This window comes from Halorubrum persicum (assembly GCF_002727125.1).
In the GTDB taxonomy this organism is placed as follows: Archaea; Halobacteriota; Halobacteria; order Halobacteriales; family Haloferacaceae; genus Halorubrum; species Halorubrum persicum.
This window is the reverse complement of sequence record NZ_NHOA01000157.1, coordinates 18,431-42,720: the sequence shown is the minus strand read 5'-3', so window position 1 is coordinate 42,720 and position 24,290 is coordinate 18,431. Positions and strand designations below refer to the sequence as shown.

At 68.9% G+C, this 24,290-nt stretch carries 22 protein-coding genes and 1 tRNA gene; 9 read left to right on the top strand and 14 right to left on the bottom strand.

What is annotated here, in order from left to right; all coding sequences use genetic code 11:
- Positions 1 to 187: 187 nt before the first annotated feature.
- On the bottom strand, positions 188 to 1,390 hold the full coding sequence (gene lhgO / locus DJ69_RS17645; RefSeq protein WP_099256879.1) for an L-2-hydroxyglutarate oxidase: 1,203 nt from the start codon (positions 1,388 to 1,390) through the stop codon (positions 188 to 190).
- Between the two features lie 157 nt (positions 1,391 to 1,547).
- Between lhgO and rdfA the strand changes: the two genes are divergently transcribed.
- Positions 1,548 to 2,216 (top strand): rod-determining factor RdfA, encoded by a 669-nt coding sequence (gene rdfA / locus DJ69_RS17640; protein WP_099256878.1) that lies wholly within the window; start codon positions 1,548 to 1,550, stop codon positions 2,214 to 2,216.
- A 329-nt stretch (positions 2,217 to 2,545) separates the two neighbouring features.
- Here the strand turns inward: rdfA and DJ69_RS17635 are convergent, their stop codons facing one another.
- The 3 genes from DJ69_RS17635 to DJ69_RS17625 are packed head-to-tail and all read right to left on the bottom strand — an operon-like array spanning position 2,546 to position 5,472.
- Complete coding sequence (locus DJ69_RS17635; RefSeq protein WP_099256877.1) at positions 2,546 to 2,899, bottom strand: DUF7126 family protein; 354 nt, start codon at positions 2,897 to 2,899, stop codon at positions 2,546 to 2,548.
- Positions 2,899 to 3,816, bottom strand: coding sequence for a glutamine-hydrolyzing GMP synthase (guaA, locus tag DJ69_RS17630; protein ID WP_099256876.1), 918 nt, complete (start codon positions 3,814 to 3,816; stop codon positions 2,899 to 2,901). The genes DJ69_RS17635 and guaA overlap by 1 nt, the downstream gene beginning before the upstream one ends.
- Positions 3,817 to 5,472 (bottom strand): CTP synthase, encoded by a 1,656-nt coding sequence (locus tag DJ69_RS17625; RefSeq protein ID WP_099256875.1) that lies wholly within the window; start codon positions 5,470 to 5,472, stop codon positions 3,817 to 3,819.
- 169 nt (positions 5,473 to 5,641) lie between these two features.
- On the opposite strand from DJ69_RS17625, the gene DJ69_RS17620 reads away from it, so the two are divergent.
- Together DJ69_RS17620 and DJ69_RS17615 are read left to right on the top strand one after the other, a co-directional pair.
- Positions 5,642 to 6,073, top strand: coding sequence for a hypothetical protein (locus DJ69_RS17620; RefSeq protein ID WP_099256874.1), 432 nt, complete (start codon positions 5,642 to 5,644; stop codon positions 6,071 to 6,073).
- Between the two features lie 92 nt (positions 6,074 to 6,165).
- Positions 6,166 to 6,981, top strand: a complete 816-nt coding sequence (locus tag DJ69_RS17615) for a hypothetical protein (RefSeq protein ID WP_099256873.1) — start codon at positions 6,166 to 6,168, stop codon at positions 6,979 to 6,981.
- Positions 6,982 to 7,296: 315 nt separating this feature from the next.
- Here the strand turns inward: DJ69_RS17615 and DJ69_RS17610 are convergent.
- Both DJ69_RS17610 and DJ69_RS17605 read right to left on the bottom strand, forming a co-directional pair.
- Positions 7,297 to 7,380: transfer RNA gene (locus DJ69_RS17610), tRNA-Leu, on the bottom strand.
- Between the two features lie 96 nt (positions 7,381 to 7,476).
- A complete protein-coding gene (locus DJ69_RS17605) occupies positions 7,477 to 8,370 on the bottom strand; it encodes an EamA family transporter (protein WP_099256872.1) in 894 nt (297 codons plus the stop codon).
- A 99-nt stretch (positions 8,371 to 8,469) separates the two neighbouring features.
- Between DJ69_RS17605 and DJ69_RS17600 the strand changes: the two genes are divergently transcribed.
- Together DJ69_RS17600 and DJ69_RS17595 are read left to right on the top strand one after the other, a co-directional pair.
- The gene (locus DJ69_RS17600) at positions 8,470 to 9,030 is read left to right on the top strand and encodes a DUF309 domain-containing protein (protein WP_099256871.1); all 561 of its coding nucleotides are present in this window, start codon (positions 8,470 to 8,472) and stop codon (positions 9,028 to 9,030) included.
- A gap of 85 nt (positions 9,031 to 9,115) precedes the next feature.
- The gene (locus DJ69_RS17595) at positions 9,116 to 9,919 is read left to right on the top strand and encodes a M14 family metallopeptidase (RefSeq protein ID WP_099256870.1); all 804 of its coding nucleotides are present in this window, start codon (positions 9,116 to 9,118) and stop codon (positions 9,917 to 9,919) included.
- Between the two features lie 15 nt (positions 9,920 to 9,934).
- On the opposite strand, the gene DJ69_RS17590 is transcribed toward DJ69_RS17595, so the two are convergent.
- Complete coding sequence (locus tag DJ69_RS17590) at positions 9,935 to 10,336, bottom strand: cupin domain-containing protein (protein ID WP_099256869.1); 402 nt, start codon at positions 10,334 to 10,336, stop codon at positions 9,935 to 9,937.
- Between the two features lie 94 nt (positions 10,337 to 10,430).
- On the opposite strand from DJ69_RS17590, the gene DJ69_RS17585 reads away from it, so the two are divergent.
- Positions 10,431 to 11,615, top strand: coding sequence for a CBS domain-containing protein (locus DJ69_RS17585; RefSeq protein WP_099256868.1), 1,185 nt, complete (start codon positions 10,431 to 10,433; stop codon positions 11,613 to 11,615).
- A gap of 323 nt (positions 11,616 to 11,938) precedes the next feature.
- Here DJ69_RS17585 and DJ69_RS17580 read toward each other — a convergent pair whose 3' ends face one another.
- Complete coding sequence (locus tag DJ69_RS17580) at positions 11,939 to 12,142, bottom strand: hypothetical protein (RefSeq protein WP_099256867.1); 204 nt, start codon at positions 12,140 to 12,142, stop codon at positions 11,939 to 11,941.
- Positions 12,143 to 12,281: 139 nt separating this feature from the next.
- Positions 12,282 to 13,211 (bottom strand): ATP-dependent sacrificial sulfur transferase LarE, encoded by a 930-nt coding sequence (gene larE / locus DJ69_RS17575; protein WP_099256866.1) that lies wholly within the window; start codon positions 13,209 to 13,211, stop codon positions 12,282 to 12,284.
- Between the two features lie 134 nt (positions 13,212 to 13,345).
- Here larE and DJ69_RS17570 point away from each other — a divergent pair, with 134 nt between their 5' ends.
- Complete coding sequence (locus tag DJ69_RS17570; protein WP_099256865.1) at positions 13,346 to 15,349, top strand: MutS-related protein; 2,004 nt, start codon at positions 13,346 to 13,348, stop codon at positions 15,347 to 15,349.
- Positions 15,350 to 15,378: 29 nt separating this feature from the next.
- Here the strand turns inward: DJ69_RS17570 and DJ69_RS17565 are convergent, their stop codons facing one another.
- From DJ69_RS17565 to tatC, 3 genes are all read right to left on the bottom strand, one after another.
- Positions 15,379 to 15,759 (bottom strand): RidA family protein, encoded by a 381-nt coding sequence (locus DJ69_RS17565; protein WP_099256864.1) that lies wholly within the window; start codon positions 15,757 to 15,759, stop codon positions 15,379 to 15,381.
- Between the two features lie 104 nt (positions 15,760 to 15,863).
- Positions 15,864 to 18,815 (bottom strand): excinuclease ABC subunit UvrA, encoded by a 2,952-nt coding sequence (uvrA, locus tag DJ69_RS17560; RefSeq protein ID WP_099256863.1) that lies wholly within the window; start codon positions 18,813 to 18,815, stop codon positions 15,864 to 15,866.
- A 112-nt stretch (positions 18,816 to 18,927) separates the two neighbouring features.
- Entirely contained in the window at positions 18,928 to 21,171 is a 2,244-nt protein-coding gene (gene tatC, locus DJ69_RS17555; RefSeq protein ID WP_099256862.1) for a twin-arginine translocase subunit TatC, read from the bottom strand.
- A 121-nt stretch (positions 21,172 to 21,292) separates the two neighbouring features.
- Here tatC and DJ69_RS17550 point away from each other — a divergent pair, with 121 nt between their 5' ends.
- Positions 21,293 to 22,471 carry a twin-arginine translocase subunit TatC gene (locus tag DJ69_RS17550; RefSeq protein ID WP_099256861.1) on the top strand — a complete coding sequence of 393 codons (1,179 nt, stop codon included), beginning with the start codon at positions 21,293 to 21,295 and terminating at the stop codon, positions 22,469 to 22,471.
- A 166-nt stretch (positions 22,472 to 22,637) separates the two neighbouring features.
- Complete coding sequence (locus DJ69_RS18625; protein ID WP_180271876.1) at positions 22,638 to 22,793, top strand: hypothetical protein; 156 nt, start codon at positions 22,638 to 22,640, stop codon at positions 22,791 to 22,793.
- A 50-nt stretch (positions 22,794 to 22,843) separates the two neighbouring features.
- Here the strand turns inward: DJ69_RS18625 and DJ69_RS17545 are convergent, their stop codons facing one another.
- On the bottom strand, positions 22,844 to 23,251 hold the full coding sequence (locus DJ69_RS17545) for a DUF1648 domain-containing protein (protein ID WP_099256860.1): 408 nt from the start codon (positions 23,249 to 23,251) through the stop codon (positions 22,844 to 22,846).
- A gap of 62 nt (positions 23,252 to 23,313) precedes the next feature.
- Positions 23,314 to 24,213, bottom strand: a complete 900-nt coding sequence (argF, locus tag DJ69_RS17540; protein ID WP_099256859.1) for an ornithine carbamoyltransferase — start codon at positions 24,211 to 24,213, stop codon at positions 23,314 to 23,316.
- Positions 24,214 to 24,290: the final 77 nt, after the last annotated feature.

The window sequence follows — 24,290 nt, the reverse complement described above, 5'->3', positions numbered from 1 at the left end:
GTGTGGTGACATGATCGTGGGGGCGGGGCGGGTCGCGCGGCGGAAGCTTGGGACGCCTCCTCGGCCCGGCCCCGCGCGTGGTGGTCGAAGCCTCGGAGGGCCGGGACTTAAACCATGAGCTTCGGGGGAAGGGTGCGTCGCCCGCGTCGTCCCGATCGGGACGCAGCGGCGGGGCGCGGACCCGCGGTCACACCTTCGCCGCGAGCCGCTCCGCGATGTGATCGCCGAACGGCAGCGAGGAGGTGAGCCCGGGCGAGACGGCGTTGAGGATGTGGACGGCGTCCTCGCGCTCGACGAACAGCGGGTCCTTGACCAGCTCGCTGTCCTCGCTGACGAGCTGAGCGCGGATCCCCGCGTAGCTCTTCCGGAGGTCCTCGGCCCGAACCGCGGGCACCAGCTTCTGGGAGGCGGCCGCGAACTTCTCTTTGCGGTAGGATTTGTTCAGTTCCGACCACGCGACCGAGAGCATCAGCGGCGAGGCGAGCAGCCGCTGGAACCCGACGTAGCTGAGCGTGTCCAGCAGCTCCCGTGGATTCACGTCCGTGTTGTCGTACGCCTCGCGGCCGAACGCGAGGACGGCGTTCGGGCCGACGATCACCTTTCCGTCGGTGCGGCGCGTGTAGTGGACGCCGAGGAACGGGAGTTCGGGGTTCGGCGTCGGATAGATCATCGTCTCACAGAGCTCGCTGCGCTCGGGGCGGACCTCGTAATACTCCCCGCGGAACGGAACGACCTGGTACTCCTCGCCGACGCCGACCTGGTGGGCCAGGGTGTCGGCATGAAGCCCCGCGGCGTTGACGAGGTACGAGACCTCGAACCGACCGTTGCTCGTGTCGAGTCGGTACCCCTCGGCCGCCGACTCGATCTGCGAGACCTCGTACCCCGTGTACACCGTGACCCCCGCGTCCCGGACCTCCCTCGCGAGCGCGTAGACGTACTGCTCGGCGTCGACGGAGGCGGCCTCGGGAGCGTGGAGGGCCGCCTGCCCCTCGGCGTGCGGTTCGTGTTCGCGGATCGCCTCGCGGGAGTCGAGCAGCTCGTAAGCGACGCCGTTGGCCTCGGCCTGCTCGGCGAGGTCGTCGAGCCGCGCCTCCTCCTCGTCGTCCGTCGCGATGACGAGAACGCCGAGCTCGTCACAGGGCACGTCGTGCTCGTCGCAGTACGCCTTCATCCGGGCGGTGCCCTCGGTGGCGAACCGCGCCTTCTTCGAGTCCGGCGGGTAGTTGAACCCCGGGTGGAGCACGCCGGAGTTCCGGCCGCTCTGGTGGGACGCGAGGTGGTGTTCCTTCTCCAAGACGGCGACGTCGAGGTCGGTGCGCTCCGCGAGGTGTTTGGCGACCGACAGCCCGACGCAACCGCCACCGACGATGGCGACATCGTGGCGCATCATTGCTCGTCTTTCGGATCCGGAAGGGGGGCCTTATAAATTCCCAAAGCGGGGACCGGTCGAGGCCGCGGCGGATGTCGACCGTCCCGGTCGGTCCGGGCGGTTGCGGCGGGAACCCCACGGCAATACCTTTGCCGCTGCTCGACGGTGATCCAGACGAATGAGCGACACGGACGATGCGGGGGGCCGCCGGAACAAAGTGGCGCGTCTCGTCGACGAGTACGATCTGGGCGGCGTCGGCGACGAGCTGGAGGCGCGATGGACCGCGACCGGTGACGCCCACACGAGCCTGCGCGACCTCGCCGAGGAGTTCAATCGGCGGCTCGTCGAGACGCGCCTCGACGAGGCCGGAGTGCGGTTATCAGTGGGAGAGCTCACCGCCGTGGTCGGGTTGTTGACGGGGGAAGAAGAGACCGCCGCCGACCGGATGCAGCTCCGGCGACGGCTCGAACGCGAGGGGGTCGACGTCGACGCGCTGGACCGCGACGTGGTCAGCTATCAGGCGGTCCGGAGCTACCTCCGGGACCACCGCGGCGCGGAGTACGAGCGCGACAGCGACGACCGCGCGGGGACCGCGGCACGGGCGATCGGGAAGCTCCGCGGTCGGTTGGTCGCGGTGACGGAGTCGAAGCTCCGGGCCCTCCGACAGACGCCGGCGCTCACCCTCGGGGAGTTTCAGGTGTTGGTCGACGTCGGCGTGCTCTGTACGGACTGCGGTTCGCGGTACGGCGTCACCGAACTGCTCTCGGCGGGGGGATGCGACTGCGAGGCGAACGCGGCACCCGAGTCGTCGGGACCGGACGGCGGATCGGGCGAGGGGCAGCGATAGAAACATAAGAAAATACATACTTTCTACATAACCCAAGAAATATTATACTAGTCGGGGAGAGCGAAGACGATGACAGATTTAGGCCTTCAGACCACCGTATACGTTTTCTAAACAGAAATCAGCCACTTTGGCTCTGTTTACTCGACAGCGATCAGAGTATCGTTGTGGTCGTTTAAGCCTCGTTTAAACAGACTATATGGCCGATTTCCGCGGTTTATTCGGCGTTTATACAGATGCCGACGGAACTTCGGTCGGAACAGATGTGTTCGGATTAAAAGATGTACTGTGTTCGAATAGATACAGCACAGGTCCCGTGAGACGACGCGGGGTTACGTCTCCCGATCGGCCGCGCCGCCGACCAGTTCCTCAGCGACCGTCTCGGGGTCCATGAGGTCCGGGTCGACCGCGAGGTCGGCGACGCCCGCGACGAACTCCGGCAGCGACCGCCCCGCGTACGTCACGACGAGCACCTCCGGGTGCAGCTCCTTGGCGACGGGGATGCCGGTCGCCTCCTCCACGTCGGTGAGGACGAAGTAGGCGGCCTCGGCGATGCCGGTCGCGGAGAGCGCGTCTGCGGTGACGAGCCCCTCGATGCGGCGGATCTCGACGCCGAGCGCGTCGAGCTCCTCGCCGAGGCCGTGCTCGTCGGGGCCGGCGACGACCGCGATGGGTTGGTCCGCCATCACTCGTACTCGATCGTCGCGGGCGGCTTGTGGGTCACGTCGTAGACGACGCGCGCCACGTTCTCGTTCTCGCCGGTGATCCGGCTCTGGATCCGCTGGAGGGTGCTCCAGTCGAGCTCTTGGGCGCGCGCCGTCATCCCGTCGCGGCTCTCGACCGAGCGGACGGCGACGACCCAGCCGTGGACGCGGTTGTCGCCCTTCACGCCCGTCGCCTTCCCGAGCACGGCGGCGAACGCCTGCCACGGGTCGTACTCCTCCAGCTCCTCCTCGACGACGTGGGTCGCCTCGCGGGCGACCGCGGCCTTCTCGGGGGTGACCTCGCCGACGATCCGGACCGCGAGGCCGGGGCCGGGGAACGGCATGCGCTCGGAGATGATCTCCTCTAAGCCGAGTTCGCGAGCGACCTCGCGGACCTCGTCCTTGTAGAGGTCGCGCACGGGCTCGACGATCCCCTCGAAGTCGACGACCTCGGGCAGCCCGCCGACGTTGTGGTGCGACTTGATGTTCCCCTCGGACTCGATGCGGTCGGGGTAGATCGTCCCCTGCACGAGGAAGTCGGCGTCCACGTCGCGGGCGACGGTTTCGAACTCGTCGATGAACCCCTCGCCGATGACGTGGCGCTTCTCCTCGGGGTCGGTGACGCCCGCCAGTCGGTCGAAGAAGCGGTCCTGCGCCTCGATCACCCGCAGCGACTCCATAAAGGAGAACGTGTCGCGGATCTCGTCGGTCTCGCCCTTCCGCATCAGCCCGGTGTCGACGTACACCGGGGTGAGCTGGTCGCCGACCGCCTCGTACGCGAGCGTCGCCGCGACCGAGGAGTCGACGCCCCCCGACAGGGCGATCACGGCGTTCGCGTCGCCGATCGCCTCCCGTATCTCCGCTTTCGCCTCCGCGATGAATTCCTCCGTCTCGACCATCTATAGCCTCACGTCCGCGTTCCGCTCGGTTGTGTCCGTCGATCCCAGCGCCGCCTCGACGAGGGCGACGAACGGGGGGCTCGCGCGGTCCGGCCGCGATCGGAACTCGGGGTGCGCCTGCGTCCCGAAGAAGAACGGGTGGTCCGCGCGTTCGAGGATCTCCATCCGGTTGTCCGCGCGGCCGGAGAAGGTGAGCCCGTCGGCCTCCAGCTCGTCGATGTACTCGGGGTTCACCTCGTAGCGGTGGCGGTGGCGCTCCGTGCAGGAGTCGGCGTCGTACACCCGCGCCGCGAGCGTGTCGGGCTCGATGTCGGTCTCGTGGGCGCCGAGCCGCATCGTCCCGCCCATATCCTCCGTCTCGTACTGCTCGGGGAGCAGATCGATGACGGGGTGGGGCATGTCGGGGTCGATCTCGGCGGAGTGGGCGCCCTCCAGCCCGAGCACGTTGCGCGCGTGTTCGACGACCGCCATCTGGAAGCCGAGGCAGAGCCCGAGGAACGGCACGTCGTTCTCGCGGGCGTACCGGACCGCCTCGATCTTCCCGTCCGTCCCGCGGGAGCCGAAGCCGCCGGGGACGACGACCGCGTCGGCCGACGCGAGCCGCTCCTCGTGCTGGTCCGTGGTCTCGTCGGCGTCGACCCACAGCACGTTCACCTCCGTCTCGGTGTGGATCCCGGCGTGTTTCAGCGCCTCGTGGATGGACATGTACGCGTCTTCGAGGGCGTACTTGCCGACGAGCGCCACGTCGATCTCGCGGTCGCGGTCGCGGGTGACGAGCTCGCGCCACTCCGTCGACCGCTCCGCCTTCGGGAGCGCCTCGTCGGCGAGCCCGAGCCGCTCCATCACGTGCTCGTCTAACCCCTCGTCTTCGACCATCAGGGGGACGTGGTAGATGTCCTCGACGTCGGGGTTCGAGAAGACGGCGTCCGTGGGCACGTCGCAGAACAGGGCGATCTTCTCTTTCGTCTCCGGATCCAGCCGGTTCTCAGAGCGCCCGACCAAGATGTCGGGCTGGAGGCCGATCGACCGCAGCTCCTTCACCGAGTGCTGGGTCGGCTTCGTCTTCTGCTCGCCGTTCTTCGAGTAGGGGACGAGCGTGACGTGGGTGAAGAGGATGTCCTCGTCGTCCTCCTCGTGGGCGAACTGGCGGAGCGCCTCGAGGAACGGCATCGACTCGATGTCGCCGACCGTGCCGCCGATCTCGATGAGGCAGACGTCGGAGCCCTCGGCGGCCTCCCGGATGCGCCGCTTGATGTCGTCGGTGACGTGCGGGATGATCTGGACGGTCTTCCCGAGGTAGTCGCCGGCGCGCTCGCGCTCGATGACGTGCTGGTACGTCTTCCCCGTGGTGACGTTGTGATCGAACGTCATGTCGGTGCCGAGGAAGCGCTCGTAGTTGCCCAGGTCGAGGTCGACCTCGCCGCCGTCCTTGAGGACGTACACCTCGCCGTGCTCGTAGGGATTCATCGTCCCAGCGTCGACGTTGAGATAGGGGTCCACCTTCACGGCGGTGACGTCGAAGCCCGCGTTCGCGAGGAGGCGCCCGGTGCTGGCGGCGGTGATGCCCTTGCCCAGTCCAGACATCACCCCGCCCGTGACGAACACGAACTTCCGACCCAGCGAGGGGTCGTACCCGGTGTCGGGATCCGTTGGCATATCGACCGTCCGTCAGGGGCCGGCAAAACCGTTTCGGACCCTTCGTTTCGAGTGGACGTTCGTGACGTTCTGTCGCGCGGAACGCGAGCGGGTCGCAACTGCGGCGTGGAACGGGCGACGAGGGAGCGAAAACTACTCACGGAACGGGGACGCACGCCCCAGTCGCCCCATGAACTGGTCCCCACTCCCTCCCGCGGTCGCGGCCGTCGTCGCGGTCGCGGTCGGCCTCGTGCGTCGCATTCCGCCGATCGTCGTGGAATCGCCCATCGAAATCCCCGGCCCGGGCGCGCTCAGCCTCTACACGCTCGGCGGGCGCGCCGCCGCGTTCGTCCTCGTCTACGGACTGCTCCTCGGCGTCGCGTACCGCGTCGGTCGCCGCGACGGCGACGCGATCGACGCCGGTGCGACGACGCTGGCCACCGCCGCAATCGGCGGAATCGCGTACCTCGTCGCATCCGGCGCCGTCGTCCTGTGGCTCGGTCCCAATCAGCGGTGGATCGCCGCCGTCGGCACGCTCGGCTCCGCCGCCGCTGTCGGCGTCGAGCTGGCGATCGTCGCGTTCGCCGGGCTCGCGCTCGGTCGATCGCGGATGCGCGGGTGAGCCCGGTGCGAATGAACCGGGAGAACGGGCGTGCGAACCAAAAGAATACGTTCCACCGAAAGGTTGATTTTTTAAGAATTTGTCATACTCTCATGGAGAATTGGAGCGAGCGCTTGGAATCCAGTTCGGAGATTCTGCGCCGACAAGCGGTTCGGGTTCCGCTCCCAGACGTGGAGGCAGAGCGGTCCTTCCACCAGAACATGATGCGAATCGCGGCCGCTGGCGACCGAAAAAGCGAGTTGCTTGACGACCCGGACGTGCCGTTGACGGATGTCTACGAAGACGAGCTGGCCGAGATGCGGCGGAGTTTCGAGCATCGGTTGCAACACGTTGCTGGCGAGAACTACTACGATATCGCAACCGCGTATCTCGAGGGCGATCGCGACGACTGGGTTGGCGCACTCGCGGCGTACTACTTGGAGTGTTATTATCGCTTGCAGGAACGCTACACGGTTGACGAGCAGATCTTCTTTTTGGTGATTCTGCGCTACCCGAACTGTTTCACCGTGAACCTCAGTTTCCTCACCGGCGATTTCGGCCCCGAGGGTGTTAGATACGAGTCCACCAAACACGTCGAAGCCGACCTCGACGAGCAGGATAAACAACAGCTGTACGGCGACTGCCAGCGCTCACAGCACGAAGCTGCGAAATATCTTCGGGAGAAAACCGACTGCATTCGAGAAGCCGTCCCAGATCCGGATACGACGCCGTTCGAACAGCGCCGATACGGAGGGTTCGTCCATATCACCGGGAGGAACGGAGCCACGTTCAACGAGATACTGGAGTCCCTTTCCCCGGACCCGGACCGGTTCAATGGCGAGCCGTCGACGCCCGGCCTCGTCGATGAGGGGCCAGAGGCCAAACGGGCGAAACAGGAGTTCCTCACCGACGCCAAGGTTGAACTCTGATGCCGACGCCCCCTGTTCCGACGAGTCCCTCCCGCAGTTTCAGCGGTGATGGCGTGGGCGATACAGACGCCTACTGAGGGTTCGTAACCGATACGGCAACAGAGACGGACGGCGGGAAACACCTCCAACCCCCCTGCTGCGACGACTTGGGGGCGAGGCGCGCGCCATCGCATCAGGCGCAGTTCCCTCGCGATCGAGATCACCGATTCCCGATCACGGAGCCAAGTAGCCGACGCTGGTGGCGTTCGAGTGAAGTGTTGCGAGGGAAGAGCGCTCCGAGAGCGTCTTCCGCATCACGGGGGTGAACCCCGACGATGCGAGGGGAGGGATTTGAACCCACGGACCTCTACAGGAGCGGAGCTTGAATCCGCCGCCGTTTCCGGGCTTGGCTACCCTCGCACGCGGACTGGGCTTGGGTGTCACCTCCCTTTATTTCATCGATTGGTCGCGCCCGGCGAGCGGTCGGGGGAGGTCCAGCGTCTGACTCCGGCGACCTCACAGCGCGATCATCCCGACGCCGGCGACCGCGAGGAGGGCCGCGACGAGTCGGACGCGGAAGTAGCGCTCGCCGAGGATCACCCCGCCGAGCACGACGGCGACGATGGCCTGCGTGTTGATCACGGGAGAGGCGACGCTAGCGGGCAGCGCCGCGAACGCGACCGTGGTCAGGTGTTCGCCGAGCGCGACCAGAGCGCCGACGGCGAGGAACTTCGGCGCGTCGCGGCGGGTCACGCTCGCCGGGTTCCGGAGGGCGCTCGGGAGCAACACGAGCGCCACGCCGGCGAGCAGCAGCGGGACCCACAGCGTCCCCTGGATCGCGAGCTCCTGAAGCGCCACCCGCCTCCCGAGGTCGGCGACGGCGTAACACGCCGCGCTCACCAGGGCGAGCTGGGCCGGACGAGAGTGGACCGCGCTGGTGAGCGGCGCGAGGAGGCCCCCCGGCTCGTAGTTCGCGACGTACACGGCCGCCGTGGCGACGACGACCCCGGCGACCTGTATCGGCGCGAGCACCTCGCCGAGCAACAGCACCTCTAGCGGGAGCACGAACATCGGGACGACCTTGTTGATCGGGGTCACGTACGAGACGTCCCCCTCGTCGATCGCCCGGAGGAACAGCACGAACGCGGCCGCGGTCGCCGCCGCGGTACCGGCGACGACGGCGACGGCCGGGAGGCCCGCGCCGGCCACCCCGCGGACGATTCCCCCGATCCCGCCGGTCGCGAGATCGGTCGTCGCGAGGGTGACCGGGAGGAACCACGCGATCGCCGAGGCGTTGATCAGCACCGTGAGCCCGGCGGGCGGATACCCCGCGAAGGAGCGCTTGAGGACGAAGATGTAGGTCCCCCAGACGACCGCGGCGCCGATCGCGGAGAGGAGGCCGGCGTCCATTGGCCGACCCGACGCCCGGCGGGGGAAAGAAGCGTTCGATCCGGTGGAAGCGGTCACCCCCGCGAAACGGTTAGGTCGCTGCGGGCGCGACACGACCCCATGGACGACCACACCCGCGATCCGGGCGTCGCCCCGCCGCTCGGGAACCCGACCGGGTGGCACGCGGCGGACGAGGGCGCCGCGGCGGACGAGGGCGCCGCGGCGGACGAAGATCCCGCCGCCGACGCGCGGATCGCCGGCGGTCACTGGGAGCACGCGACCCTCCGGCGGGCGACCGAACACGGCGTCCGGCTGTTCAACGCCGGCGCGTACCACGAGTCCCACGACTGCTTCGAGGACGAGTGGTACAACTACGGCAGCGGCACCGCCGAGAGCGCCTTCCTCCACGGGATGGTGCAGGTCGCCGCGGGCGCGTACAAGCGCGTCGGCTTCGAGAACGACGACGGGATGCGCTCGCTGTTCGAGACCGCACTGGGGTACCTCCGCGGGCTTCCGGGGGACTTCTACGGGGTCGATCTCGACGGGGTCCGGGCGACACTCCGGGACGCGCTGGACGATCCGTCCGCCGTCGACGGGTGGCAGATCGCCATCGACGGCGCCCGCCCGGAGGCGTACCCGGCCGACTACGAGTACGCGGAGCGGGTCGACGAGGAGCACTGAGCCGACGCTCGCGTCGGAGCGGCGAGCGCACCGAGCCGCGTTCCGGATCCGAACGCCACTTATCGGCAGGGCTCCTCGCGGACGTATGGACGTTCACGATCTGGGCGAGGGGGAGCCGGAGATCGCGGTCGTCGGCGCGATCCACGGCGACGAGCCCTGCGGTGCCCGCGCGGTCCGACGGCTCGTCGACGCCGACCTCGACGTCGAGCGACCGGTCCGGCTGATCGTCGCCAACGATGCGGCGCTCGACGCCGAGGTCCGCTACCTCGACGCCGACCTCAACCGGTCGTTCCCCGGCGATCCGGACGCGGAAGCGCACGAGGAGCGGCTGGCCGACGAGCTGCTCGGCGCGCTCGACGGCTGTTCCACGCTCGCGATCCACTCGACGCAGTCGTACGCCGAGCCGTTCGCCGTCGTCGACTCGATGGACGAGGTCGCTCGGGCGGTCGCCCCGCACCTGCCGGTCGACGCGGTTATCCAGACCGACGCGTTCACCGAGGGGCGGCTCATCGAGCACCCGCACACCCTCGAAGTGGAGGCCGGCCTGCAGGGCTCCGACGGCGCCGCGGACAACGCCTACTGGCTCGCGCGGGCCTTCCTCGCGGCGACCGGCGTCACCCCGGCGCCCGGCGCGGAGAGCGTGGTCGACGCCGGCGGTCGCGAGGACGTGGAGGTGTTCCGCCTCCGCGACCGGATCCCCAAGCCGGACGCCGAGGTGTACGAGGTGTTCGCGCACAACTTCGAGCGCGTCGAGGCCGGCGAGGCGTTCGCGGCCGCCGGCGACGAGCAGCTCCGCGCCGACGAACCCTTCTACCCCGTGTTGCTGTCGCCGTACGGCTACCGCGACCAGTTCGGCTACGTCGCGGACCGGGTCGGCACGATCGAGTGAGGGGGCGGCCGACGGTTACTCGACCAGCTCGATCTCGTCGTCGCCGTTCGTCACCGCACAGATGAACGCCCCCGGCTCCTCGCCCTCGTTCCGGTACCAGTGCTCGACGCCCGCCGGAATGAGGAGCGCGTCGCCGGGACCGACGACGTGTTCCGCCTCGCCGATCCCGACGACGTACTCGCCGGCGAGCACGTACTGCTCGTGTTCGACCGCGTTCGTGTGACGCGGGACCGCGGCGCCGGGAGCGAGCTCGAACCGCCGCATCGCGAAGTTCGGGGCGCCGTCCGACTCGTCGAGGAGGACGCCCTTCCGGAGGCCCTCGGCGGCGTCGACGGCCTCGTAGCCGATCTCGTCGCCGCGCTTCACAACGGGGGCCGGGTCGTCAGCCGTCGCCGCGTCGTCGGTGGTGTCACGCATACCGGCCGATCGACCGCCGGCGGCTTATAAACGCCGGAGCGCCGTCTTCGGCGGCGCCCGGACGTTTAACCACCCACCCGCCCAACTCGCGGGTATGCGAGGACTCAAGATCGGGACGGTGCTGGGGATCCCGGTCAGGCTCAACTGGACGTTTCTGATCGTACTGCCGCTTTTCGCGTACCTCATCGGCTCGCAGGTCGGGATGATCGCCGAGGTGATGAACGAGTCGCTCGGCGCCGGCATCGACCCCGCCGGGCTGGCCGGAGGATTCACGCCGTGGGCGCTCGGGCTGGCGGCCGCGCTCGGACTGTTCGGCGGCGTCCTGCTCCACGAGTTCGGGCACTCGATCGTCGCGATGCGGTACGGCTACGAGATCGAGTCGATCACCCTGTGGCTGCTCGGCGGACTGGCGAACTTCGCGGAGTTCCCCGAGGACTGGAAACACGAGTTCTGGATCGCGATCGCGGGACCGGTCGTCAGCATCGCGGTGGGGCTCGCCTGCTACGGCGTGTTCGTGCTCGCGCCGGTCGGCTCGAACGCCGCGCTGTTCGTCTTCGGCTACCTCGCGCTGCTGAACCTCGTGCTCGCGGTGTTCAACATGCTCCCCGCCTTTCCGATGGACGGCGGGCGCGTTCTCCGAGCGCTCCTCGCGCGGAACCAGCCGCACGCGCAGGCGACCCAGCGCGCCGCCGCGGTCGGTAAGGTGTTCGCCTTCTTCATGGGGCTGATCGGGCTGTTCACCTTCCAGCTGCTGCTGATCGTGTTGGCGTTCTTCATCTACATCGCCGCCTCGGGCGAGGCCCAACAGACGACCCTGAAGGCCGCCTTCGAAGACGTCACCGTCGCCGACGTGATGACTCGTCGCGAGTCCCTCCACACCGTCAGCGAGGACACCTCGGTCGCGGACCTGATGAGCCGGATGTTCGAAGAGCGTCACACCGGCTACCCCGTGCTCCGGGGCGACGACCTCGTCGGGATGGTGACCTTAGAGGACGCGCGTTCCGTCCGAGACGTCGAGCGCGACGCCTACACCGTCGAGGACGTGATGGAGAGGGACATCGTCGGCGTCGGCCCCGAGGCGGACGCGGTGACGGCGCTGCAGACGATGCAGGAGAACGGCGTCGGTCGGCTCCCGGTCGTCGACCGGAGCGGCGAGCTGGTCGGGATCATCTCCCGGACGGACCTGATGACCGCGTTCAACATCATCCAGACCGGCGGGACTCCGAGCATCATCAGCGGCCGCCGACAGCAGACCGAGGGCGGCCCCGGCGTGTTCTGAGGGCGGCGGTCGCCGGCTCGCGAAATCGCCTGCGAGACGCCGTCGCATCTTCCGTGAGAGGCGGGGTCGACGCTCTCCGTCTCCACGAGAAACACACCAAATTGCACTCAGTAGGTCTCCATATCCTCACATCGACGCCGACGCAATATGGCGATTCCCGGAGGCAGTTCGTCGATCGAACCGCGCCGCCCGCGTTTGCGTACCCCTTGATTTCGTCTGCGGAACAGCCGTGACTGAGCGGATCGTATACGCGCCCACCACGCAGCACGCTGCTCCTGTCGGAGTCGAGGGATCGAGAACGGAGCCGCCGTCGAAGCGGCAGCTCACTCGCCGTCGGCACTCGCGAAGAACTCCACGTCGCCGGCGATGACGGCGCTCGCGATCACCGCGGCGCCGACGAGAATCGCGACGACGAGCGTCGTCAGCGTCACGGTGAGCGTGGTCCCGCCGATCGCGACGCCGACGAACGAGCCGACGGCCCCGCCCACCCCGCCGGCGATGATCGCGAGCGTCTTCGATTCGCTCATACGTGTCGGTTCGTCAACACTGTAGATAAACGTTCGCGTCGGGTTCTCTCGGGTGATAACGCCTTGCTCGCGTTCGGTCGAGTCAGTCCCGCATCGCGACCGACTGGGTCTGCCCGCATCGCGGTCTCCCGCAGTCGTCTCAGCGCGGGTACTGCCGGCCGAGATCGGCGCTCGTCCCGCTGTCGCCCGTGTTGTCGCTCGTCTCCTCGTCGGTCGGCTCGCCGTCGCCGCCCGGGCTCACGCTCCCGGTTCGGTAGCCGGCCATGTCGAGGGTGACGTAGTCGAACCCCACGTCGGTGAGGTGCTCGTGGACCGCATCGGCGAAGGCGGGATCGAGCGCGCGCTCCAGTTCGTCGGGGGCGATCTCGACGCGCGCAAGCCCGTCGTGGTCGCGGACGCGGAACCCCTCGAACCCCCACTCGCGGAGCACCCGCTCGGCCTTCTCGACGCGGGTCAACCGCTCCTCGGTGACCTCCAACCCGGTCGGAATCCGGGAGGAGAGACACGCCATCGAGGGTTTGTCGGCGACCGACAGGTCGTACGCCTCGGCGATCGCCCGGACCTCCGCCTTCGTGATCGCGGCGTCGAGAAGCGGCGAGAACACGTCGAGCTCCTCGACCGCGCGCAGGCCGGGGCGGTGGCCCTCGCCGGGGTCGTCGGCGTTGGTCCCGTCACAGACCGTGCCGATCCCGAGCTCCTGTGCCGTCTCGTACATCCGGCCGAGCCGCATCGTCCGGCAGTGGTAACAGCGGTCGCCGTCGTTGGCGACGAAGTTCGGGTCGTCGAGCTCCGAGAAGGTGACCGTCTCATGGCGGATGCCGATCTCGTCGGCGACGCGCTTCGCGTCGTCGAGCTCCGCGGCCGGGAGCGTCTCGCTGCGCGCCGTGCAGGCGACCGCGTCGTCGCCGAGCGCGTCGCGCGCGAGCGCCGCGACGACCGAGGAGTCGACACCGCCGGAGAACGCGACGAGGACCCCGTCGCGCTCGCCGATCGCGTCGCGGGCGGCCGCCGCCTTCGCCGCCGTCTCGGGGGCGAGATCGCCCTCGGCGGCGAGAGTGTGCTGGCTCATGGCTCCGGGTTCGCGGTCGGCGGGAAAAAGCGCGTCGGCCGCGGACGATCGGGAATCAGCGCGGGTCGAGCGAGCGATCTCGGCGGGCCCGGACCCCCTATCCTTTTGCGCGTTGCCGCGATATCCGCGGACAGATGGAGCTGGAGGCGATCCCCGGCATCGGCGCGAAGACGGCCGCGGCGCTGCGCGAGCTCGACGATCCGGGCACGACCGTCGAGTCCGGCGACGTGGCCGCGATCGCTCGCGCCCCCGGCGTCAACGAGGCCCGCGCGGCCCGCATCGCCCGCGGCGCGATCCGCCGCCGGCACGGCGACGACGGGCGCGTGCTGGCGACGGACCGGGCCCGCGAGGTGTACCGCTCGGCGATCGACCTGCTGCGCGAGCGCACCGTCACCGACTACGCCGCGAAGCGACTGGAGACGTTCTACCCGAGCGCCTCGGCCTCGCGGATCGACGAGGCGCAGTCGTTCGTCGAGGCGGCGACGGAGCGCGATCCCGACCCCGCGGTCCGGGATGCGCTGACCGGCGTCGAACCCCTCACCGACCCGCCGACCGTCCGCGTGCGCGACCGGTGTCTCGCGACCGCCGACGCCGAGACGCTGGCCCGCGCCGAGTCCGCCGTCCCGGAGCTGTCGGTCGAGACCGTCGAGGACGCCCGCGACATCTCCGAGCTCGCGCGGTCGTACGCCACCGTGATCGTCCTCGACGAGGCGTTCGCCGGACTGGACGTCGAGGGCGACGTGCACGTCCGCCCGGACGCGCTGGAGACCCCCGCCGAGACCGTCCCCGAACGCCTGCTCGCCTTTTTCGCGGCGAACCGCGAGCGGCTGGAGGCGGCCGCGGCGGTCCACGAGGCGGCTGACCTTTCACCCGCGGCGGATCTCGGAAGCCTCCGCGACGCGCTCGCGCGGCTCGACGACGACGGGACGGTCGTGGGCGACGCGGAGCTCGAACGGCTGACGGCCGCCGTCGACGATCTGGACGCCGCGGTGTCGACCGCCGAGTCGGTCGCCGACGACCGGCTCCGGGAGGCGATCCGGGAGCGGGACGTGACGATCGAGGGGACCGACTTCCTCTCGCTGGTCGAGCAGGGCGCCCGCGTCGACTCGCTCCTCGACCGGGAGCTCGCCGACGAGTACGACGAGGCGATCGCCCGTGCCCGCGAGCAGTTCGCCGACGCGCTCCGGTTGGAGCCCGAGGAGGCGGAGCTGGCCGAGCGCGTCTTCGGCGGCGACCCCTCCTTCCCCGTCGAGCACGACGAGAGCGCGGTTTCTCGGCTGCGCACCGAGCTCTCGGCGGCGCGCGACCGACGGGCCGCCCGACTGAAGGCGGAGCTCGCGAGCGATCTCGGCGAGCTGCGCGAGCCGGTCGAGGAGCTCGTGCGGGACGCCCTCGAACTCGACGTGGAGCTGGCGATCGCGCGGTTCGCCCGCGACTTCGACTGCGTCATGCCGGACGTGGTCGAGCCGGACGCAGAAGGTGAACCGGAGACGGCGGGGAAGGGGTTCCGCATCGAGGACGGTCGCTCCCCGCTTCTCGACGTCGCGTTCGAGGACGCGGAGCCGATCGACTACGCCGTGTCGGGCGCGACGCTGCTCTCGGGGGTCAACTCCGGCGGGAAGACGTCGACGCTCGACCTCGTGGCGCTCGTGGTGGTGCTGGCGCAGATGGGGATGCCCGTCCCCGCCGCGTCCGCGACCGTCGAGCGCTTCGAGGAGGTCCACTACTACGCCAAGTCGCAGGGCACCCTCGACGCGGGCGCGTTCGAGGCGACGCTCCGTGACTTCGGCGACCTCGTCGAGGGCGCCGACGGCCGGCTCGTCCTCGTCGACGAGCTGGAGTCGATCACGGAGCCGGGCGCCTCCGCGAAGATCATCGCGGGCATCCTCGAAGCGCTCGACGAGCAGGACGCGACCGCCGTCTTCGTCTCCCACCTCGCCCGCGAGATCCGCGACGCCGCCGACTTCGACGTCGCCGTCGACGGGATCGAGGCCGCCGGCCTCGTCGACGGCGAACTCCGGGTGAACCGGTCGCCGCGGAAGGGACACCTCGCGCGGTCGACGCCGGAGCTCATCGTCGAGAAGCTCGCCGGCGACCGCGACACCGAGTTCTACGAGTCGCTGCTGGAGAAGTTCTGAGCCGGGGGGTGATGGCGACCCGTCCGGGCTCAGTCGTCGTCGAGTTCGGCCGTGACGGTGATCTCGACGTCGAGCGGCGCCGGGAGCCGAGACACCTCGACGCAGGTCCTGGCCGGGTACGGCTCCGAGAGGAACGACTCGTACGCCTCGTTCACGGCGTCGTAGTCGTCCATATCCGTGAGGTAGACGGTCGCCGTCACGATGGCGTCCGGGGTGGTGCCGGCCGCCTCCAGTATCGCGGCGACGTTCGCGAGCGTCTGCGTCGTCTGCTCGGCCACCGACTCGGGGGCCTCGCCGGTGTCGGGGTCGACGCCGGTCTTCCCCGATACGTGCACCGTGTCACCGGAGACGATCCCCTGCGAGTACGGCCCGAGCGCCTCGGGCACGTCGTCCGTCGTGATCTCGTGCATCGCTCGGAGCGACGGCGCCCCGCGGCATCAAACTGCGGGTCGCTCCGACCCGGATGCACGGCGAGATCGGGAGCGCGGGGCGATCTCCGCGCGGACGACGGCGCTCAGTCGTCGTCCGCGGCCGCCGGCTTTCGCCGGTCGTCTCGCGGCCCCGCGATGTCGACATCGGGGAGAAGGTCGCGCAGGTAGCGTCCGGTGTGGGAGTCGTCGCTGCGGGCGACCGCCTCGGGCGTGCCGCTCGCCACGAGTTCGCCGCCGCCGTCGCCGCCCTCCGGGCCGAGGTCGATCACGCGGTCGGCGTTTTTCACCAGGTCGAGCTCGTGTTCGATGACGACCACGGTGTTGCCGGCGTCGACGAGGCGGTGGAGCACGTCGATCAGCTTCCGCTCGTCCGCCTTGTGGAGCCCCGTCGTCGGCTCGTCGAGCAGGTAGAGGGTGTCGCCGGTCGCCTTCTTCCCCAGCTCCTCGGCGAGCTTGACGCGCTGGGCCTCGCCCCCGGAGAGGGTGGTGGACGGCTGGCCGAGCTCCATGTAGCCGAGCCCCACGTCCTTTAACAGCTTCAGGCGGCGCTGGAGCCCCTGGTGGCTCTCGAAGAAGTCGTACGCCTCGTCGACGCTCATGTCGAGCACGTCCGAGATGGTCGCGCCTTTGTACTCCACGTCGAGCGTCTCGTCGTTGTAGCGCGCGCCGCCGCACTCCTCGCAGGGGACGTACACGTCCGAGAGGAAGTTCATCTCGATCTTCACGGTCCCCTGTCCGCCGCACTCCTCGCAGCGCCCGCCCTTCACGTTGAAGGAGAACCGCCCCTTCTCGTAGCCGCGGCGCTTGGAGAGCTTGGTCTCCGCGAACAGCTCGCGGACGTAGTCGAACACGTCCGTGTACGTGGCGGGGTTCGAGCGGGGGGTCCGCCCGATCGGCGACTGGTCGATGAGCCGCACCGTCTCGACCCGATCGACGCCGTCGATCGCGTCGTGCTCGCCGGGGTCGACGGAGGTGTTGTCGTTCATCTCGCGGGCGAGCCCCTTGTACAGGATGTCGTTGACGAGCGTCGACTTCCCGGAGCCCGAGACCCCGGTGACGGTCGTCAGCGTGCCGAGCGGGACCGACACGTCGAGGTCCGCGAGATTGTGCTGGCGGGCGCCGCGCACCGTCAGCTCGCCGTCCGGCTCGCGGCGCTCCTCGGGCACCGGGATCTCCTTGCGGCCCGCGAGGTAGTCCCCCGTGACCGACTCGTCGGCGGCGATCACGTCGTCGAAGTCGCCCTGCGCGACCACCTCGCCGCCGCGCTTGCCGGGGCCGGGCCCCATGTCGATGATCTCGTCGGCGCGGCGCATCGTCTCCTCGTCGTGCTCGACGACGACGAGCGTGTTGCCGAGGTCGCGCAGTCCGGCCAGGGTGTTCAGCAGGCGGTCGTTGTCGCGCTGGTGGAGCCCGATCGACGGCTCGTCGAGGACGTACAGCACGCCGACGAGCCCGGAGCCGACCTGCGTGGCGAGCCGGATGCGCTGGCTCTCGCCGCCGGAGAGCGTCGACGCCTCGCGGTCGAGGGTGAGGTACTCCAGGCCGACCTCCTCCATGAAGCCGAGGCGCGCGCGGATCTCCTTGAGAATCTCCTCGGCGATCGTCGTGTCGCGCTCGTTCAGCTCGGCCTCCATCCCTTCGAAGTGCTCCCGCGCCTCCGCGATCGACATCTCGTTCACCTCGGTGATCGCGGTGCCCGCGACGAGCACGTGTCGCGACTGCTCTTTCAGGCGAGTGCCGTCACACTCCGGGCACGTCGTCACGGCCATGTACTCCTCGATGTGGTCGCGGGCGCGCTCGGAGTCGGTCTCGACGTGGCGACGCTCCAGGTTCGGGATGACCCCCTCGAAGCGCTCGGTCTTCTCGCGCGTGCCGTTCTTCGTGGTCCACTCGAAATGGACGAGGTCGTCGGTGCCGTAGAGGAACTGCCGCCGAATCGACTCGTCGAGCTCCGCGAAGGGCGTGTCGAGCGAGACGCCGAAGTGGTCGGCGACGTTGTCGAGCTGGCGGGAGTAGTAGGTGCGGTCGTAGCTCCACGGCTCGAAGACGTGTTTGAGCGGCTTCGAGGGGTCCTCGATCACGAGGTCCTCGTCGACCTCCTTCGTCGAGCCGATCCCCTCGCACTCGGGACAGGCGCCGTACGGGCTGTTAAAGGAGAAGGAGCGCGTCTCGATCGCGGAGAACTGCACGTCGGAGTTGGGGTTGCCGAGCTCCTCGGAGAACTCGACGACCAGCCGGTCGTCGGCGTCGGCGTCCGCCGCCAGCGACCCGGTCGACCGCGCGTTCGAGGCGAAGGGGACGTCTTCGGGCGGGTCGGGAACGATCAGCTTGAGCGCGCCGTCCGCCTCCTCCAAGGCGGTCTCCACCGAGTCCGTGATCCGCGAGCGGGCGTCGGGCGACACCCGGATCCGGTCGACGATCACGTCGATGGTGTGGTCGTAGTTCTCGTCGAGGTCGGGGTCGTCGAGGGTCAGGTCCATCCCCTCGCCGTCGACCTCGACGCGGGCGTACCCGTCGCTTACGAGTTCCTCGAACAGGTCCTCGAACGCGCCCTTCTGGTCGCGGACGACCGGCGCGGCGACCTTCGCGCGGGTCCCCTCGGGCAGTTCGAGGATCTGGTTCACCATGTCCTGTGCGGACTGCTCGCCGACCTCCTCGCCGGTGACGGGGTCGTACTGGGTGCCGATCCGGGCGTACAGCAGCCGGAGGTAGTCGTGGAGTTCGGTGACGGTCCCCACGGTCGAGCGGGGGTTGTTCGCGGCGTTCTTCTGGTCGATGGAGATCGCCGGCGAGAGCCCCTCGACCGACTCCACCTGCGGTTTGTCCATCTGCCCGAGGAAGTTGCGGGCGTACGCCGAAAGCGACTCGATGTACCGGCGCTGCCCCTCGGCGTAGACGGTGTCGAACGCGAGCGACGACTTCCCCGACCCGGAGAGCCCGGTGACGACGGTGAACTCCTCGCGCGGGATCCGGACGTCGAGGTCCTTGAGGTTGTGTTCCTCGGCGCCGCGGACCTCGATGTAGTCCTTGCTCATTCTTGTCCCCTGTTGCGTGCGCGCGCGGGAATACCCGTCGGTCTCGGCGGTCTGCGGCGCTGGCGGAGCGAGAAGAGGGACGACGAGGAGCGAGAACCGACCCCGGTGCGCGTCAGCGTCCGACGAACTCCGAGGGCGGCGAGAGGTTCCGCCGGCCCCCGAAGGTGACGAGGAACAGGACGCCGACACCGACGCCGTACGCCGCCATCAGCGGGAGCGTCGCGAGGAGCATCGTGATCACGTCGGCGGGGGTGAACACCGCCGCGAACAGCATGATCCCGACGGTGACCTCGCGCCAGCGGCTCCGGAAGACCCGGTACGGAACCCCGGCGTTGTTCAACAGGAGCATCGCGATCGGGATGTCCGCGAGGAAGCCGATCCCGATGGTGGTGTAGACGACGAGCCAGAGGAAGTCGCTCACCTGGTAGGTGATGACCATGTTCGCCAGCTCGGCGTCGGTGACGAGCCACCCGATGATCCCGGGGGCGATGTAGGCGTACCCGAGCGCGAAGCCGCCGAACAGCCCGGCGAACAGCGCGCCGGCCCAGAGATACACCTGATAGATGCGGCCGGCGACGAAACCGCGCTCGCGGAGGGCGGGCCACGCGTAGTAGAGGGCGACCGGGAACACGGCGACGATCCCGAGCAGGACGGAGAACTTCACCATGAAGATCAGCGCCTCGACCGGGTGGAGCGTGATGATGTTGATCCCACCCCCGATCTCGGCGGGGACGCGGGACTCCAAGTCGTTGCGCACCGTCGCGAGCCCGCCGAGGTACAGCCACGTGAACGCGGCCGCCATCACGCCGCCAAAGACGGCGACGAGTCGGAACGACCGCGACCGCAGCGAGTCGAAGATGAACTTGAGGTCCTTGTAGTAGCCGCCGATGTCGTCTTCCGCCTCGTCCTCGTCGCCGTCGGTGAGCTCGGAGAGGAACGTGGAGCTGGCCCGAGAGGTCCGGTCCTGAACGGTGCCCACCAGGCCGTCGCCACCCCCGGAACCGCCGGAGCCACCCGCACCGCCGCCGCCTCCCGTCGCGTCGGGGGCAGCCGAACCGTCGCCGTCACCGCCCCCAGCGTCGCCGTCGTGCACCGCGTCGAACCGGTCGAGGACCGCCTGCGCCTTCTCCGGGTCGTCGTCGTCGATCGCGGCCTGCGCGATCGCGAGCGACTCCTCCTCGTCCATCGCCGCGAACACGTCGTCCGGCGCTGCGCGCACGCCGGCGGCGTCGAGTTCGCTCACGTCGATGGCCGACGGATCGCCGTACTGGTACCCCGCGCTCGTCGTGTCGAGGTCGGCGTAGACGGCCCACAGCGTCGCGACAGCGACGAACGCGAGCGCCCACACGGCGGCGTAGATGCCGGCCGCCGTCGCGGGGTCGGTGCCGAGGCCCGCGCCGGGCTCGAGGAAGCGCCAGTCGCTGTTGGCGAGGCGGAGGAGATCGTTAACGGCGGTCCGGCCGCCGTACTCGTAGAAGGCGTACACGAGCCCGCCGCCGAGGACGGCCGCTCCGCCGACGACGTTCCAGTGGTTCCAGGCCGCGCCGAGCACGTGGATGCGGTCGGAGCTTCGTTTGGCCGTGACGACGAGCTTCGCGAGGTAGAGGCTGAAGCCGTACAGAACGATCAGCGGGAACGCCCACATCAGCTGGGTGAACGGGTCCGGCGGCGAGAACACGGCACCGAAGACGAAGATGGCGACGACCGCGTAGCGCCACTTGTCGCGGAACGTCTCGTACTGGACGATCCCCGAGTAGGAGAGCCCGGTGATGAGAAGCGGCATCTGCCCGGCGAGCCCGAAGGAGAGCGAGAGGAAGACGATGAACTCCGTCCACATCACGATCCCGTAGGTGGGCTGGAGCCCGGCCTCCAACCCGAAGCCGGCGAGGAAGGAGAACATGATCGGGAAGAAGGCGTACACGCCGTACCCGACGCCGACCGCGAACAGACCGAAGCCGAGGAGACCGATTCCGGCGAGCTTCCAGCGCTGGATCGGCGACTGCGGCCACGCCCCGCGAGCGCGGAGCTCGTCGCGGGAGACGTAGATGAAGGGGGGAATCGCGAAGATGACGCCGACGATCAGCCCGATCTTCGCCTGCAGGAGGATCACTTCGAACGGGGTCGTCGCGATCACGTCCGTCTCGGCGGCGACCGAGGGCGACATGTTGGCCTCGGTGATCGCCCGAAGCTGGTCCCAGATGTAGACGCGGAGCGCCCAGAACGTCGCGAGGAACCCCAGCAGGAAGACGACGAACACCTTCTGGAGGTCTTTCTGAACCGACCGGAGGAAGGCCTTCGCAGACTCGCGTCCCTCCGCGAGCGACTGCTGGGTATCCTCGTCGAGGGCACTCGCCATACGAGACCGGAAGTCCGTCGCCGTTATCAACCTTTTCGACCGCGCTCGCGTCCGCGTGCCGCGGCGGCGCTCGCCGCCATCCGAAAAGGCCTATAGTCACCCGGTTGCGTAGAAGAAGTGAATGGACGACTCGGACCGGTCGCGTGACGAGCCCTCGGCCCCCGAGGACGACTCGGTCGCCGACGACGGGAGGGTCGACAGCGCCGACTCTCCGGAGGACGGATCGGCCGAAGAATCCGATGAGACTCCCGGAGACGGCCGAGTAGGCGACGAGGAAGGTGGCGAGTCGGCGGGCGTCGAGCCGGAGGTCTCGCCCGAGGTCACGTCGGAGATCGGGACGGACGAGGACAGCGCGGGCGACGAGGACGGCGACGACACCTTCGACGCGCACGAGCCGGGAAGCGCGAAGCACCTCGACGACAGCAGGAAGCCGGATCTCGGTTCCGACTCCGACGACGACGCGGACGACGCAGATGGCGACGATACAGACGCGGACGACGCAAACGCGCTGACCGTCGAAGACGGCGGTATCGCGAGTGGGGGGTCCGTCGAGAGCGAGGAGGAGTTCAGCGGGATCGAGGCTCCCGAGACGGACGAGGAGATGCCGCTCGCGGCCCACATCGAGGAGATGATGCGGCGGCTCGCGGTCGTCTTCGTCTTCGGCGGGTTGGCGACGCTGGTCGTCGTCACGGAGTCGACCGACCTCATCAACTACTTCTGGAGCTACCACATCCCCGCGCCGATGGAGAACCGCCCGCGGCTGTACGGCCCCCTCGAGCTCCCGCTCACGCGGCTGAAGGTCGCCGGGCTCGCGGGCGTCGTCGTCGGGCTCCCGGCGTTCGTCTACCAGACCTACCGGTTCATGAAACCGGGGCTGTACGAGAACGAGCGGCGCTACTACCTCGCCGCCGTCCCGACGAGTCTCGTCCTCGGCGGCGTCGGCATCGCGTTCGCGCACTTCCTCGTGTTGCCCGCGATCTTCTCGTACTTCACCACCTACACGTCCGACGCCGCGACGATCGCGTTCGGCCTCGCGGAGACGTTCAACCTGATCGTCATCATGCTCGCGTTCATGGCGATCGTGTTCCAGATCCCGCTGTTCATCATGCTCGCGATCATGATGAACCTTGTCACCCGGCAGTGGCTGGAGGCGAAGCGCCTGATCTTCTGGGGGTCGTTCCTCGGGATCGCGTTCCTCTTTAGCCCCGACCCGACCGGGATGGCGCCGATCATCGTGACGCTCACCATGATCATCCTGTACGAGGGGACGCTCGCGGTGCTGCGCTGGACCGGCAACTAGATCGGGTCGGTGCTGTTTACACCATTGATTGCGGATCGACGGCGGACATTGTCAAAGACTCAGCCGCTCGGCTATACGCAGACACCTGCTGATCGCCGACGATCACCCCCAAAGCCCCAGCCGCTCCGCCGATACGCATTAGTCCGCCGCGGCAGATCGGCTCGGTATGGTCCTCGGACTCCTCGTTCCGGCCGCCGTCTCGTTCGTGTTCGCCGCGGTCGCGGCGTACGTGGGCGCCCTCCGCGCGCTGGAGGTGTACTTCGACCCGAACCAGGACAGCGTCTTCCTCATGGACGACCGCGAGCCGCCGCGGCGGCCGTGACCGTCGCTGATCGCGGGCCGCGGGCCGCGCGGCCCGGCGGGCGTCCCCAGTCAGCGCCGACCCGTTCGGACCGCGAACGCGACCAGCAGCGCGGCGACCGCGAGGATCGGCAGCAGCGCGAGCGTCACGTCGAACCGGTACCCGAGGTTCCAGACGAGGACGATCGTCTGGACCCAGCCGAACGTGGCGCCGAGAAAGAGCACGGAGAGGGTCGTCCCGCCCGGCGTGTTCGTCATCGAGTCCGGCGCGATCCGGACGAAGGCGACGGTCGCGACGCCGAACGCGAACAGGCCGACCGTCGCGACCGGCTTCGACGCCACCGTGTCCGGCGTCCCGCCGCTCCAGTGAACCGCCATCTCCGCCGGAAGCGATCCCCAGAGCAGGACCGCGGCGACGAGCGGGAGCGCCATCGTTCCGACCGCGAGCGCGTCTATCGATCGCTTGGAGGGCACGTTCATGGCTTCGCAGTCGCACGATCCGCCGCCGAGGTATTAATCAGTGGGTCCGCCGGCGTACCGGGTCACTCCCCGCCGAGCAGCTCGACGAGCAGCGCGTTCTGCGCGTGCATCCGGTTTTCGGCCTGGTCCCAGACGAGCGCGCGGTCGGATTCGAGCACGTCGTTCGTGACCTCCTCGCCGCGATGTGCGGGTAGACAGTGCATCACCTTCGCGTCGGTGCCGGCGAGCAGGTCAGCGTTCACCTGGAACCCGTCGAAGGCGGCGAGCTTCTCCTCGCGTTCGTCCTCCTGCCCCATCGAGATCCACACGTCGGTGTAGACGATGTCGGCGCCGTCGATCGCGGCCTCGGGATCGGTCGTCGGGGTCACGTCGGCGCCGAACGCCGCGGCGCGATCGAAGACGGCGGGATTCATACCGTAGTCGGCGGGGGTGGCGACCTCGACGTCGATCCCGGCCATCGCCGCGCCGACGACGAACGACTGCCCGACGTTGTTGCCGTCGCCGACCCACGCGACCGTGGCGTCCTCGCCGACCGTCTCGCGGATCGTCAGGAGGTCGGCCAGCGTCTGGCAGGGGTGCGCCTCGTCGGTGAGCCCGTTGATCACGGGGCAGTCGGCGTACTCGGCGAGCGTCTCGACGTCGTCGTGATCGAACAGCCGCGCCATCACCCCGTCGACGTACCGACCGAGCACGCGAGCGGTGTCGCGCAGCGGCTCGCCGTGGCCCAGTTGGATGTCGTCGGGCCCGAGGAACATCGCGTGACCGCCCAGTCGGGTCATCCCCGTCTCGAAGGAGACGCGGGTGCGCGTCGAGGGTTTCTCGAAGATCATTCCGAGCGTCGAATCTCCGAGTCGGGGGTCGGTCTCGCCCGCCTTCATCGCGGCGGCGCGGTCGAGCAGGGCGTCCAGTTCGACTGGCGTCACGTCGTCGATGTCGAGGAAGTCGTCGGTGGCGAGTGGCATGGGTAAGTGGTGTGTGTAGAGTCGAGATGGTGTCGGTGGTCTTGGGTCGTGACCGCGGTGCGGTCAATCGTCGGAAG

What these genes read in the sequence shown, in the direction of transcription:
- DJ69_RS17620 (WP_099256874.1), top strand. Translation starts at nt 5,642, where the DNA reads ATGAACTGGTCCCCACTCCCTCCCGCGGTCGCGGCCGTCGTCGCGGTC.
- DJ69_RS17595 (WP_099256870.1), top strand. Translation starts at nt 9,116, where the DNA reads ATGGACGTTCACGATCTGGGCGAGGGGGAGCCGGAGATCGCGGTCGTC.
- DJ69_RS17545 (WP_099256860.1), bottom strand. Translation starts at nt 23,251, where the DNA reads ATGAACGTGCCCTCCAAGCGATCGATAGACGCGCTCGCGGTCGGAACG.
- DJ69_RS17600 (WP_099256871.1), top strand. Translation starts at nt 8,470, where the DNA reads ATGGACGACCACACCCGCGATCCGGGCGTCGCCCCGCCGCTCGGGAAC.
- larE (WP_099256866.1), bottom strand. Translation starts at nt 13,211, where the DNA reads ATGAGCCAGCACACTCTCGCCGCCGAGGGCGATCTCGCCCCCGAGACG.
- DJ69_RS17625 (WP_099256875.1), bottom strand. Translation starts at nt 5,472, where the DNA reads ATGCCAACGGATCCCGACACCGGGTACGACCCCTCGCTGGGTCGGAAG.
- rdfA (WP_099256878.1), top strand. Translation starts at nt 1,548, where the DNA reads ATGAGCGACACGGACGATGCGGGGGGCCGCCGGAACAAAGTGGCGCGT.
- lhgO (WP_099256879.1), bottom strand. Translation starts at nt 1,390, where the DNA reads ATGATGCGCCACGATGTCGCCATCGTCGGTGGCGGTTGCGTCGGGCTG.
- DJ69_RS17615 (WP_099256873.1), top strand. Translation starts at nt 6,166, where the DNA reads ATGGAGAATTGGAGCGAGCGCTTGGAATCCAGTTCGGAGATTCTGCGC.
- guaA (WP_099256876.1), bottom strand. Translation starts at nt 3,816, where the DNA reads ATGGTCGAGACGGAGGAATTCATCGCGGAGGCGAAAGCGGAGATACGG.
- DJ69_RS17570 (WP_099256865.1), top strand. Translation starts at nt 13,346, where the DNA reads ATGGAGCTGGAGGCGATCCCCGGCATCGGCGCGAAGACGGCCGCGGCG.
- DJ69_RS17565 (WP_099256864.1), bottom strand. Translation starts at nt 15,759, where the DNA reads ATGCACGAGATCACGACGGACGACGTGCCCGAGGCGCTCGGGCCGTAC.
- argF (WP_099256859.1), bottom strand. Translation starts at nt 24,213, where the DNA reads ATGCCACTCGCCACCGACGACTTCCTCGACATCGACGACGTGACGCCA.
- DJ69_RS17590 (WP_099256869.1), bottom strand. Translation starts at nt 10,336, where the DNA reads ATGCGTGACACCACCGACGACGCGGCGACGGCTGACGACCCGGCCCCC.
- uvrA (WP_099256863.1), bottom strand. Translation starts at nt 18,815, where the DNA reads ATGAGCAAGGACTACATCGAGGTCCGCGGCGCCGAGGAACACAACCTC.
- tatC (WP_099256862.1), bottom strand. Translation starts at nt 21,171, where the DNA reads ATGGCGAGTGCCCTCGACGAGGATACCCAGCAGTCGCTCGCGGAGGGA.
- DJ69_RS17580 (WP_099256867.1), bottom strand. Translation starts at nt 12,142, where the DNA reads ATGAGCGAATCGAAGACGCTCGCGATCATCGCCGGCGGGGTGGGCGGG.
- DJ69_RS18625 (WP_180271876.1), top strand. Translation starts at nt 22,638, where the DNA reads ATGGTCCTCGGACTCCTCGTTCCGGCCGCCGTCTCGTTCGTGTTCGCC.
- DJ69_RS17550 (WP_099256861.1), top strand. Translation starts at nt 21,293, where the DNA reads ATGGACGACTCGGACCGGTCGCGTGACGAGCCCTCGGCCCCCGAGGAC.
- DJ69_RS17605 (WP_099256872.1), bottom strand. Translation starts at nt 8,370, where the DNA reads ATGGACGCCGGCCTCCTCTCCGCGATCGGCGCCGCGGTCGTCTGGGGG.
- DJ69_RS17585 (WP_099256868.1), top strand. Translation starts at nt 10,431, where the DNA reads ATGCGAGGACTCAAGATCGGGACGGTGCTGGGGATCCCGGTCAGGCTC.
- DJ69_RS17635 (WP_099256877.1), bottom strand. Translation starts at nt 2,899, where the DNA reads ATGGCGGACCAACCCATCGCGGTCGTCGCCGGCCCCGACGAGCACGGC.